General features: G+C 67.4%; 12 protein-coding genes. 2 read left to right on the top strand and 10 right to left on the bottom strand.

Annotated features, from left to right (window positions below):
- Window positions 1-65: 65 nt before the first annotated feature.
- Window positions 66-1,592: a GTPase HflX gene (hflX, locus tag ITJ67_RS13015; protein ID WP_160070499.1), complete on the bottom strand. Its 1,527-nt coding sequence runs from the start codon at window positions 1,590-1,592 to the stop codon at window positions 66-68.
- A 36-nt stretch (window positions 1,593-1,628) separates the two neighbouring features.
- Here hflX and ITJ67_RS13010 point away from each other — a divergent pair, with 36 nt between their 5' ends.
- Window positions 1,629-2,240, top strand: coding sequence for a class I SAM-dependent methyltransferase (locus tag ITJ67_RS13010; protein WP_194677937.1), 612 nt, complete (start codon window positions 1,629-1,631; stop codon window positions 2,238-2,240).
- On the opposite strand, the gene dapF is transcribed toward ITJ67_RS13010, so the two are convergent.
- Genes dapF through miaB form a run of 3 tightly spaced genes read right to left on the bottom strand, consistent with a single transcriptional unit; the run spans window position 2,209 to window position 5,608 of the window.
- Window positions 2,209-3,120 carry a diaminopimelate epimerase gene (gene dapF / locus ITJ67_RS13005; RefSeq protein WP_160070501.1) on the bottom strand — a complete coding sequence of 304 codons (912 nt, stop codon included), beginning with the start codon at window positions 3,118-3,120 and terminating at the stop codon, window positions 2,209-2,211. The two genes, ITJ67_RS13010 and dapF, sit on opposite strands and share 32 nt — an antisense overlap.
- A 50-nt stretch (window positions 3,121-3,170) precedes the next feature.
- On the bottom strand, window positions 3,171-4,088 hold the full coding sequence (gene miaA, locus ITJ67_RS13000; RefSeq protein ID WP_160071508.1) for a tRNA (adenosine(37)-N6)-dimethylallyltransferase MiaA: 918 nt from the start codon (window positions 4,086-4,088) through the stop codon (window positions 3,171-3,173).
- Entirely contained in the window at window positions 4,085-5,608 is a 1,524-nt protein-coding gene (miaB, locus tag ITJ67_RS12995) for a tRNA (N6-isopentenyl adenosine(37)-C2)-methylthiotransferase MiaB (RefSeq protein ID WP_160070502.1), read from the bottom strand. Before miaB ends, miaA begins: the two co-directional genes overlap by 4 nt.
- Before the next feature lie 67 nt (window positions 5,609-5,675).
- Here miaB and ITJ67_RS12990 point away from each other — a divergent pair, with 67 nt between their 5' ends.
- On the top strand, window positions 5,676-6,617 hold the full coding sequence (locus ITJ67_RS12990; RefSeq protein ID WP_160070503.1) for a hypothetical protein: 942 nt from the start codon (window positions 5,676-5,678) through the stop codon (window positions 6,615-6,617).
- On the opposite strand, the gene ITJ67_RS12985 is transcribed toward ITJ67_RS12990, so the two are convergent.
- From ITJ67_RS12985 to pgsA, 6 genes are all read right to left on the bottom strand, one after another.
- Window positions 6,579-7,211: a regulatory protein RecX gene (locus ITJ67_RS12985; protein WP_194677936.1), complete on the bottom strand. Its 633-nt coding sequence runs from the start codon at window positions 7,209-7,211 to the stop codon at window positions 6,579-6,581. The genes ITJ67_RS12990 and ITJ67_RS12985 overlap by 39 nt on opposite strands.
- Before the next feature lie 206 nt (window positions 7,212-7,417).
- Window positions 7,418-8,497: a recombinase RecA gene (recA, locus tag ITJ67_RS12980; protein ID WP_160070505.1), complete on the bottom strand. Its 1,080-nt coding sequence runs from the start codon at window positions 8,495-8,497 to the stop codon at window positions 7,418-7,420.
- A gap of 258 nt (window positions 8,498-8,755) precedes the next feature.
- Window positions 8,756-8,986, bottom strand: coding sequence for a DUF3046 domain-containing protein (locus tag ITJ67_RS12975; protein ID WP_104240868.1), 231 nt, complete (start codon window positions 8,984-8,986; stop codon window positions 8,756-8,758).
- 72 nt (window positions 8,987-9,058) lie between these two features.
- Window positions 9,059-9,370 (bottom strand): helix-turn-helix domain-containing protein, encoded by a 312-nt coding sequence (locus ITJ67_RS12970; protein WP_104240867.1) that lies wholly within the window; start codon window positions 9,368-9,370, stop codon window positions 9,059-9,061.
- 169 nt (window positions 9,371-9,539) lie between these two features.
- Window positions 9,540-10,079: a CinA family protein gene (locus ITJ67_RS12965; RefSeq protein ID WP_160070506.1), complete on the bottom strand. Its 540-nt coding sequence runs from the start codon at window positions 10,077-10,079 to the stop codon at window positions 9,540-9,542.
- Window positions 10,076-10,708, bottom strand: coding sequence for a CDP-diacylglycerol--glycerol-3-phosphate 3-phosphatidyltransferase (gene pgsA / locus ITJ67_RS12960; RefSeq protein ID WP_104240865.1), 633 nt, complete (start codon window positions 10,706-10,708; stop codon window positions 10,076-10,078). Before pgsA ends, ITJ67_RS12965 begins: the two co-directional genes overlap by 4 nt.
- Window positions 10,709-10,720: the final 12 nt, after the last annotated feature.

The following is a 10,720-nucleotide window of genomic DNA, read 5'->3' as shown; positions in this document are numbered from 1 at the left end:
CGGCGAGCCCGATGGGCTCGCCGCTCTTCTGTATCTGTGTCCCTCAGGAGGCTGAAGGGTGTGTGTCAGCCAGCGACCGCGAACGCCTCGAACAGTCCGAGCTGGTCGGGGTGGACCCGGGCCTTGAGCCGCGTGCCGCTCTCCACATGCTCGAGCTCGAGCACGGCGCCTCGTTCGTGCAGGTACGAGACGAGATCGCCGCGCTCGAAGGGAACGAGAACGTCGATGGTCACCTCGGGAGTGGGCAGGAGCTCGGCGATGCGCCCGAGCAGCAGGTCGATGCCCTCACCCGTGTGCGCGGAGACGAAGATGCCGTCGGAGGCGAGCCCCTGGAGCTCGAGGCGTCGATCGCTGTCGACCAGGTCGGCCTTCGTGAAGACCACGATCTCGGGAACATCGTGGGCTTCGACTTCGCCGATGACGTCTCGCACCGTGGCAAGCTGCGCGGCGGGATCCGGGTGCGAGGCGTCGACGGCATGCACGATGACATCGGCTGCCTGCAGCTCCTCGAGCGTCGAGCGGAAGGCTTCGACCAGCTGGTGGGGCAGGTTGCGCACGAAGCCCACCGTGTCGGCGATCGTGTAGGGACGGCCGTCCTCGGTCGCTGCCTTGCGCACCGTCGCGTCGAGGGTGGCGAAGAGGACGTTCTCGACCAGGACGCCCGCATGCGTGATGCGATTGAGGAGGCTCGACTTGCCGGCGTTCGTGTACCCCACGATCGCGACCGCCGGAACCTGGTTGCGCTGTCGGGTCGCGCGCTTGACGTCACGCGAATCCTTCATGTCGGCGATCTGGTGGCGAAGCTTGGCCATCTTCGTGCGGATGCGCCGACGGTCGAGCTCGATCTTGGTCTCTCCAGGGCCTCTTGACCCCATGCCGGCGCCGCCAGAGCCGACCTGACCACCGGCCTGCCGAGACATCGACTCACCCCAGCCGCGGAGACGCGGGAGCATGTACTCCATCTGCGCCAGCTCAACCTGCGCCTTGCCCTCGCGGCTCTTGGCGTGCTGGGAGAAGATGTCGAGGATCACCGCGGTGCGGTCGATGACCTTCACCTTGATCTCGTCTTCGAGCGCGCGACGCTGGCTGGGCGCGAGCTCGGTGTCGGCGACCACCGTGTCGGCTTCGAGCGCCGCGACGATCTCCTTGAGCTCAGCGACCTTGCCTCGGCCGAGGTACGTGGCGGGGTCGGGGTTCGGTCGACGCTGCAGCACGCCGTCGAGGACGACGGCTCCCGCGGTCTCTGCGAGTGCGGCCAGCTCCTGCATCGAGTTCTCGGCCTCCTCGAGGGAGTTCCTGCGGTAGACGCCCACGAGCACGACACGCTCGAGGCGCACCTTGCGGTACTCGACCTCGGTGACGTCCTCGAGTTCCGTTCGCAGGCTCTCGACTCGTCGCAGCGACTGCCTGGCTTCGCGTTCGAGCTGGTCGCCGTCGGCCTCGCCGTCGTAGCTCGTGCTGGCGCCGTCCTGCAGCGCCTGCGCTCTACCGGAGGAGAACAGGGTCATCGTGGCGCCCGGTTCCTTCGCGGCTCGGAGGATTCGGTCGATCGCGTCGTTGCTTTCGCCTGGAGGAGTCTCAGAATCTCGCATATTCGTACTATTCTACGCCGGTGCTAGCGTCTAGGGGTGACCGCTCAGCATTACTTCTCAGCAACCCCTGACGGGCCTCTGGAACGGCGACGCGTCGTCGCCAACCTCCGGGGCCGAACGGTGACTGTCATCACGGCAGGCGGCACCTTCAGCCCTGAGCACGTGGACCGCGGCACCCAGGCCCTCCTGCACGCAGCGCCCCCGCCTCCCTCGACCGGAACGGCCCTGGACCTCGGGTGCGGCTGGGGACCGATCGCCCTCGCCCTCGCACTCGAGTCGCCCGAATTGGACGTGCGGGCCGTCGACGTCAACGAACGGGCGCTGCTGCTCACCGGTGAGAATGCGCAGGCGCTCGGACTCGAGAACATCACGCCGACGCGCCCCGAGGATGTCCCCGAGGACACGACCTTCGACCTCATCTGGTCGAACCCGCCCATCCGAATCGGCAAGGACGCCCTGCACGAGCTGCTCTCCGCGTGGCTGCCGCGCCTCAGCGCCGAAGGAGAGGCGTGGCTCGTCGTCGCCAAAAAGCTCGGCGGCGACTCGCTGCAGTCCTGGATCGCGGCGCAGTTCGGGCCCGAGCTGTTCGTCGAGCGGCACTCGACGGACGCGGGTTTCAGAGTGCTGCGGGTGAGGCGAGTTCGCTAGCGAGCTCGTCCTCGACGCTGCCCGTGAAGGCGATCTCGGCCGGCCCCGACAGGAAGACGTGCTCGACGCCCTCGAGCGTTGCGACCGTCACCTGCAGCACGCCACCCGGCACACCGACCGACCAGGCATCCGGCGCGCCAGCGCCAGCCCAGTAGCGAACCGCCAGTGCTGATGCGACGGCCCCGGTGCCGCAGGAGAGGGTCTCGCCGACGCCCCGCTCGTGCACGCGCATCCGGATGTGCCCGACGCCGTCCTGCACCAGCTGGTCGTGGGGCACGACGAACTCGACGTTGGCTCCCAGCTCAGGGGCTGGATCGATGAGCGGTGCGTGGAAGAGCTCGAGCCGGTCGAGTTCCTCCTCGCTCGAGAGCGCGACGACGACGTGCGGGTTGCCGACGTCGATCCCGAGACCCGGGCGTGAGACGCCGATGTGCGGGACGGTGACGAGCGGCTCGCCACCTTCGAGGCGCCATGGCCCCATGTCGACCTTGAAGCCCGTGCCGTCTCGCTCGACGACCCGCAGACCGGCACGCGTGCCGATCTCCAGGCGCTCACCCGCCTCAAGGGTCACCAGCCCGGCTTCCGTGAGGAAGCGCGCGAACGCGCGCACCCCGTTGCCGCACATCTCTGCGATCGATCCGTCGCCGTTGCGGTAGTCCATGAACCACTCGGCCAGAGGGTGGGCTGCCTGCAGTTCGCGGCCTTCCGCGAGATTCCGCGAGCGGACCGCCCGGATGAGGCCGTCTGCGCCGACACCGAAATTGCGATCGCACAGCCGCGCCACGCGCTGAGGCCCGAGGTCCAGCTCGCCGTCCGGGTCGGAGACGAGGACGAAGTCGTTGCCGGTGGCCTGCGCCTTGGTGAACGCGAGTTGTGTCATGGGTCCAATGCTACGGAACTCTCGATCCCCGCGTGCGCCGTGACGCCCGATCAGAGTCCGGCAGCCTGGAGGATGCGCTGCGCTGCAAACCCCTCACCGCTCTGGGCGCGGACCGCGCTCTCGTAGCGTCGGAACCAGGAGACCTGGCGCCTGGCGTACTTCCGCGTCAGGAGCTGCGCCTCCGCGATCGCGTCGGCACGGCTCATCTCACCCCGGAGCTCCGCGAGTGCCTGCTGGTACCCGATCGCGCGTTTGGCGGTGCCGCCATGTTCCAGCCCGGCCTCGGCAAGTGCTTGCGTCTCCTCCAGCAGCCCCGACTCCCACATGCGCTCGACGCGGGCGTCGAGCCTGGGGGTGAGCACCTCCCGGTGCTCTTCGACGACGGCGAACGTCACGTCCCGCCACCTGGCTTCCTGGTCCGGCAGCTGAGCACTGAACGGCTCCCCCGTGACCTCGATCACCTCGAGCGCCCGCACCAGGCGCCGTCCGTTGCGCGCGTCGATGGTGGCCGCGGCCTGGGGGTCGAGCGCACGGAGCCGCGCGAAGAGCGGACCGGGACCTTCGAGCTGCAGCTCCGCCTCGAGTTCGGCTCGCACGGCAGGGTCGGTCCCTGGAAAGCGGAGGTCGAAGCACACGGCCGCGACGTAGAGCCCAGAGCCCCCGACGAGGATGGGCACATCTCCCTCGGCCTCGATCTCCTCGATCAGCCCTCGAGCCCGCTCTTGATACCAGGCGACACTCGCGTCTTCCGTGACATCGAGCACGTCGAGCAGGTGATGCGGCACCCCCTCACGGTCTTCTGGGGCGAGCTTGGCGGTTCCGACGTCCATGCCCCGATAGAGCTGCATGGCGTCGGCGTTGATGACCTGAGCTCCGCGCCCTGACGCGCGCAGGCGAGCGGCGATGTCCAGCGACAGCTGCGATTTCCCCGTGCCGGTCGCTCCCCCGATGGCGATGAACACGCTCAGGCGCGCCGGATCGTCGGGAGTCCGAGCGAGACGCGAGGGGCTGCCCCAGCCGGCGCGGGGACTGCGCAGCTCTCGGCAAGCGAGCGGTCCCAGGCGTCCCCCGCCCTCGTGCGACGGACGTCGAGGCGGCTCGACGTGGCATCTGCGACGAGGTGGAACGACGCCGCTCCCGTGATCTCGGTGGTGACGACATCACCGGGTCGTGGACGTTCTGAGCCGTCCGGGAGGGAGAAGTGCACGAGACGGTTGTCCTCCGAGCGTCCCGACATGCGGTGCGTCTCGTCGTCCTTCTTGCCTTCTGCTGCGCTGACCAGGATGCGCTGGACGCTGCCGATCAGCTTCTCGTTCTCTTCCCGGCTGATGCGGTCCTGCAGCTTCATGAGTCGCTCGTAGCGCTCCTGCACGACGGCCTTCGGCACCTGCTCGGGCATCGTCGCGGCCGGTGTTCCTGGCCGGATCGAGTACTGGAAGGTGAAGGCGCTCGCGAACCTGGACGCCTCGACGACTCGCATCGTCTCGGCGAAGTCCTCCTCGGTCTCGCCGGGGAAGCCGACGATGATGTCCGTCGTTATCGCTGCGTGAGGCATCTGCTCGCGGACGCTGTCGAGGATGCCGAGGAACTTGGCGCTCCGATAGGAGCGCCTCATGGCCTTCAAGATGCGGTCGGAGCCCGATTGCAACGGCATGTGCAGCTGGGGCATCACGTTGGGCGTCTCGGCCATGGCGTCGATGACGTCCTGCGTGAATGCCGCCGGGTGCGGGCTGGTGAAGCGCACACGCTCGAGCCCATCGATGTTGCCAGCGGCGCGGAGGAGCTTGCTGAACGCCTGCCGGTCGCCGAATTCGACTCCGTACGAGTTGACGTTCTGCCCGAGGAGGGTGACTTCGACGGCGCCGTCGTCGACGAGCGCCTGGATCTCGTTCAGGACGTCGCCTGGCCTGCGGTCCTTCTCCTTGCCCCGGAGAGATGGGACGATGCAGAACGTGCAGGTGTTGTTGCAGCCGACGGAGATCGAGACCCACCCTGAGTAGGTCGAGTCACGCTTCGTGGGAAGTGTGGAGGGGAACACGTCGAGGGATTCGAGGATCTCGAGCTGTGCTTCCTCGTTGTGCCGGGCTCGCTCGAGGAGGCTCGGGAGCGCACCCATGTTGTGCGTGCCGAACACGACGTCGACCCATGGGGCCTTCTCGAGGATCGTCCCGCGGTCCTTCTGCGCGAGACATCCGCCGACGGCGATCTGCATGCCCTCGTGCTCGCGCTTGATCGCGGCGAGCTGGCCGAGGTTGCCGTAGAGGCGGTTGTCGGCGTTCTCTCGAACTGCACAGGTGTTGATCACGACGATGTCCGGGTCGGCGCCGTCGGCTTCGACGTAGCCTGCCGCACGGAGGGATCCGGACATGCGCTCGGAGTCGTGAACGTTCATCTGGCAGCCCAGTGTGCGCACCTCGTAGCTCCTCGGAGTACCGTCTGGCTTGAGTGCTGCCGGGGATGACGCGATGGATGTGGCTGTCTCGCTCATGATCCGTCAATTCTACGTTCGCTTCACGCCTGGCCATTCCCACCGCTACGCTGGCGGGATGCGAGCCATGACCTCAGATGACGGCGTCACGCCGGCGACTTCTCTTGCTCTTCAGCGAGGTCTGCTGCAGACCGATGCCGGCCCCGTGGAGGCTCATGGTGCGCGGGTCGCTGCGATCTCGGCCCCGAGCGGGGCTCTGTACGTAGGTCCCGCTGGCGGCGAGAACGGTGTCGATGGACTGGTCCTCCGGACGAGCGGAGGCCCGCTGGCTGCGACGACGACGGTGGTGTCGGATGCGTCTGGGGCCTCCCGAGTGGAGGCACTCACGATCTCGACGAACGACGAGCCCGAGCGCTGGCGCGATGCTCCTCGCGAGGAGGCGTACTGGCATTCGCTGCCTGGAGAGCTACAGGGCGAGGTGCCGGTGGTCGAGCCCCGTCACGGTCTGCTGATCGTGTGCGACGCGGGGCTGCGCGACCAGTACCGGCAGAGCGACTTCGCGTGGGATCGCTGGGTCGACGAGGTTGTGGCCCCAGCCGCAGCCGCGAGCTCGGAAGCGGCGGTTGCTGTGGCGTTCGCTGGTCGGAGTGAGGTGCTCCTGGCGCTGTCGTCCGTCTCGTTTCCGTCGGGTGCCGCGGTTTTCGCCGGGTTCGATGCTGGCCTGCAGATCGCTGCAGTGCATCTTGCGCCGGTTGCCGAGCACGAGCAGGAGGCGGCGATCGTTCTGGTGCGGCGAGCGCGCGCCTCGTTGCGTGACGGAGACCCGGCAGGGGCGACGGCTCAAGCTATGGCGGCGATCTCTGCGCTCGAGGCGGAACGTGATCTGCGTGCCGCTGGCCGAGTCGGGTTTGTGCTCGCGGAAGCGCATGACCGTGCCGGCGCCCCGGCTGCCGCCCGCCGAGCCCTCGAGGAGGCACTTGTCCGCCTCGAGGTGACGCGCGACGCCGAGGGCCAGCGAGTGGCGCTGGCGCTACTCGACGGGCGTGGCGCCGAAGAACACGCCGGCTGAACCGCTCGAAGACCTGCCTGACCTCGGTCCGCCCTGCACGACGTCGCGTGCCGCGTTGAAGGCAACACCAGCGGAATAGCCACGTCGAGACAGGAAACCGGCGATGCGCCGGATCGCGACGTCGGGCTCCAGGCCCTTGACACGTCGAAGCCGGTCGGCGGCGAGGTCGCGAGCCCGTTCGAGCTCGTCGTCACGGTCGACCTCGGCGAGCGCGTCCGCCATGGCCTCGGCCGAGATGAAGCGCTCTCGGAGCGCACGCTCGACTCCCTGGATGCCGGAGTGCTTCTTGTCTCGCGCCTTGTGGACAAGCAGCTCGGCCAGCCGCAGGTCGTCGAGGTAGCCGAGTTCCGTGCACCGTCCGATGACCTGCTCGATCTCGTCGTCGTCGAGGCGAAGGGACTCTTCGAACTCGGCCGCTTCTTCGGTGCCGTCCTCCGGAGCATGCGCGCCCTTGGGATCTTCACCACGCCAAGCCCGGAGGAGGCGTCGCGCCTCCTCCGTGGACCTGTCGCTGCGGGCAAGGGCCCGCACGAGCGTCTCCTGCGCCTCCGCGGTGAGCCGCTCTCGAGCTTCCGAGTCCATCCCAGCGGGCACGACGGCCGTGAAAGCCTGTGTATCGCCTTGCCCGCCAGGGATGGAAACGAGTCTTGGAGCGCTCTCCGCTGCGGCGTGCACGCCCGACGCCGGGAGCTCCGGCGCCGAAGATCGTGCTTCAGCCGGAGCTTCAGCGGCATCGGGGGCATGTTTGCGCCCCTCCGGTGACGCCCCGAAGAGAGGCGTCACCGGGGCGAGGTCGTCAGTCATGCGCCGCGCCGCTGAGCGACCTTCGCGTCGGCAACGGGCGCGAGTGGTGCCTCGACTGCCTCAGCAGGAGCGTCGGCGGGCTGCCCGACGCCGAGCTTCGCCAGGATCTTGCGCTCGATCTCTTCGGCGATCTCCGGGTGCTGGATGAGGAAGTTGCGAGCGTTCTCCTTGCCCTGGCCGAGTTGGTCACCCTCGTAGGTGTACCAAGCACCGGACTTGCGCACCAGGCCGTGCTCGACACCGAAGTCGATGAGTGAGCCCTCGCGAGAGATTCCGACGCCGTAGAGGATGTCGAACTCTGCCTGCTTGAAGGGCGGCGCCATCTTGTTCTTGACGACCTTGACTCGCGTGCGGTTTCCGACGGCTTCCGTGCCGTCCTTGAGGGTCTCGATACGACGGATGTCGAGGCGGACCGAGGCGTAGAACTTCAGCGCCTTGCCACCGGCCGTCGTCTCGGGGCTGCCGAAGAAGACACCGATCTTCTCACGCAGCTGGTTGATGAAGATGGCTGTGGTCTTGGTCTGGCTGAGGCCACCCGTCAGCTTGCGGAGTGCCTGGGACATGAGGCGTGCCTGCAGGCCGACGTGGCTGTCGCCCATCTCGCCCTCGATCTCGGCCTTCGGCACGAGTGCCGCGACGGAGTCGATGACAACCAGGTCGACCGAGCCCGAGCGGATCAGCATGTCGGTGATCTCGAGCGCCTGCTCTCCGGTGTCCGGCTGAGCGACGAGGAGGGCGTCGATGTCGACGCCGAGCTTCTTCGCGTACTCGGGGTCGAGGGCGTGCTCGGCGTCGATGAATGCCGCGATGCCGCCTGCTCGCTGCGCGTTCGCGATGGCGTGCAGCGTGAGGGTCGTCTTACCCGAGGACTCGGGACCGTAGATCTCGACGATGCGTCCGCGAGGGAGTCCCCCGATGCCGAGGGCGACGTCGAGCGCGACGGAACCGGTCGGAATGGTCTCGACGGGTGCGCGCTCGTCGCTTCCGAGGCGCATGACCGACCCCTTGCCGAACTGGCGGTCGATCTGAGCGAGTGCGGCGTCAAGCGCCTTTTCGCGGTCTGCTGGGTTTGGCATGGTGGTGATCCTCTCGGGATGTGGCGGTCGCCTCTCGGCTGTCGCGCGCTGATGGAGAGCGCTGACGACAAGGCGGATCGGGTTCCTTGGCTACTCGAATTTCACGGTAGAGGCGACCACCGACATTCGGTGATCGAGACCCTGCAACTGTGGACAAGTCTCCGAGGAGTCCGACAGGAACACCCTACGCGCTTAGAACACGACTTCGAACATTCCGCAGGCGTGTCGGATCCGAGAAGGAGCTGCCTGGGCCGAAGATCAACCTCGACGGTCAGGATCAATCGTGCCGACTCCGTGCCGCCTGCCCTCGGGAACACCGGTGTCGATGCAGAGCGCAAGCCAGATCGCACGCGGCTCGACGCCATCATCGAGGGCCTGCTTCGCAGTGCGATCGCCGAGAGCCCCCAACACGAGGTCTCGCATCAGCGAACGCCCGTAGGCTTCGCCGAACTCATCGACCACGGCCCTGTCGAACTCGCTCTTGCGCATCCCCTCAGCCTACGCCGACGGCGTCGCAGCAGATGCTGCGACGCCGTCGGACGTACCTTCGAAGCCGTCTCGCTAACGAGTGACGAGCGGCTTGCGCATTCCGAGCAGCAGGTCGTCCGGAACCGTGTCCGGGATGCTCGTCTCGAAGCGCTCATGGACGGCCAGACGGTCGCCCACCTCGCGGTAGATGGTTGAGAGGGGGGTCTCGAGGGCTTCCGCCACTGAAGCGAGGATCTCGCTCGAGGCTTCCTTCTGCCCACGCTCGACCTCACTCAGGTACCCGAGTGCAACCGAGGCGCGACCCGCGACCTGCCGGAGCGTGTGCCCCTTGCGCAGGCGCACATCGCGCAGGACTTCACCGATCTCTTGACGCGCTAGGACCATAGCGGGGTCCTCCTTACTGCCGTGTGCCAAGAACTGTAACTTACGAGACTTCGTGGAGACTTCGTCACGCTGAGAACAACCAAGCAAACCTCGATGGTATTCCTGAAAGAAAGCCGAATGTTGAGGCGATTCGACTCAACCTTCGCGTGGCTTCGATCACGATACCTCGTCAGTGTTCCACGAGCATTTCGAGCACGTTGTGAACAGCAGCCTCGACCGTCGCCCCACGCACGCGCTGCCGACTACCCTCGGGGTCGTCGAGTCGAACGAGCGAGGAGAAATCGAGGTCGATCACCCGATCGCCGAAGAGCGAGGAGATGCCCACGAAGACGATGCCGGGCGCCCGCCCGGCCTGCGACTGCGGACCAGCGACCCCCGTCGTCGACAGCCCGATGTCGAGGCGATCGGCGCGACCCGCTGCGAGCGCTGTTCGAGCGCCGAGCGCCATAGCCGCAGCGACGTCAGGATCAACCGGGCCCCGCTCCGCGAGCAGGTCCTCGTCGACGCCGAGCAGCGAATGCTTGAGCTCGGTGCGATACGCGACGATTCCGCCCGCCAGCGACGCCGAGATCCCAGGGATCTTCACGAGCTCGGCGACGAGCGCCCCGCCGGTGAGGGACTCGGCGACGCCGATGCTGAGGCCGGCCTCGAGGAGGACACGCCCCAGCTCAACCGTCTGCGGGAGTGCTGGTGTGATTCCGCCGGTCATCGCAGGGTGCTCCCGTCATCGGCCCGCAACTCGGGCGCCTTCTTCTTCTGGGGCCGGTAGGCCTCCCACAGGTAGTCGAGACCAGACCACACGGTGAGGATGAACGCCGCGGACATGAGGATCCCGTTGACCCAGTGCACCCAGTCCCCGAACACGACCCAGAGCGGGAGCAGGGCGAGCGAGATGGCGATGGCCTGGACCAGGGTCTTGAGCTTCCCTCCGCGTCCCGCCGGGAGGACGCGCTTCTTGGCGACGGCGAGACGCCAGAAGGTGATGCCGAGCTCGCGCACGAGGATGATGATCGTCACCCACCACGGGAGCTCTCCGAGCACCGACAGCATGACAAGTGCCGTGCCGGTGAGCGCCTTGTCTGCGATGGGGTCGAGCAGCTTGCCAAGATCCGTGATGAGGTTCCTGCTGCGCGCGATGTGACCGTCGAGGCTGTCGGTGGCGATCGCGACGATGAAGAGCACCGCGGCCGCCCAACGCCAGGGGCCATCGCTCGATTCGTCGAGGAGGAGGAACCAGACGAAGACCGGCACGAGCAGGATGCGCGCGATGGTGATGAGGTTCGGCACGCACCAGTTGCTCACCGGTCCATCGCCCCCGCGGAGTATTCGGCCGGTCATCGTTGTGCCTCT

It is taken from the genome of Pseudoclavibacter sp. VKM Ac-2867 (assembly GCF_015351275.1).
Taxonomy (GTDB): domain Bacteria; phylum Actinomycetota; class Actinomycetes; order Actinomycetales; family Microbacteriaceae; genus Pseudoclavibacter.
The sequence above is the reverse complement of the archived record's forward strand: the minus strand, read 5'-3'. Positions and strand labels throughout refer to the sequence as shown.

Excerpts from the sequence above, each read along its gene's own strand:
- ITJ67_RS12990 (WP_160070503.1), top strand. The coding sequence starts at position 5,676 with ATGACCTCAGATGACGGCGTCACGCCGGCGACTTCTCTTGCTCTTCAG.
- ITJ67_RS12970 (WP_104240867.1), bottom strand. The coding sequence starts at position 9,370 with ATGGTCCTAGCGCGTCAAGAGATCGGTGAAGTCCTGCGCGATGTGCGC.
- pgsA (WP_104240865.1), bottom strand. The coding sequence starts at position 10,708 with ATGACCGGCCGAATACTCCGCGGGGGCGATGGACCGGTGAGCAACTGG.
- miaB (WP_160070502.1), bottom strand. The coding sequence starts at position 5,608 with ATGAGCGAGACAGCCACATCCATCGCGTCATCCCCGGCAGCACTCAAG.
- recA (WP_160070505.1), bottom strand. The coding sequence starts at position 8,497 with ATGCCAAACCCAGCAGACCGCGAAAAGGCGCTTGACGCCGCACTCGCT.
- ITJ67_RS12975 (WP_104240868.1), bottom strand. The coding sequence starts at position 8,986 with ATGCGCAAGAGCGAGTTCGACAGGGCCGTGGTCGATGAGTTCGGCGAA.
- dapF (WP_160070501.1), bottom strand. The coding sequence starts at position 3,120 with ATGACACAACTCGCGTTCACCAAGGCGCAGGCCACCGGCAACGACTTC.
- ITJ67_RS12965 (WP_160070506.1), bottom strand. The coding sequence starts at position 10,079 with ATGACCGGCGGAATCACACCAGCACTCCCGCAGACGGTTGAGCTGGGG.
- hflX (WP_160070499.1), bottom strand. The coding sequence starts at position 1,592 with ATGCGAGATTCTGAGACTCCTCCAGGCGAAAGCAACGACGCGATCGAC.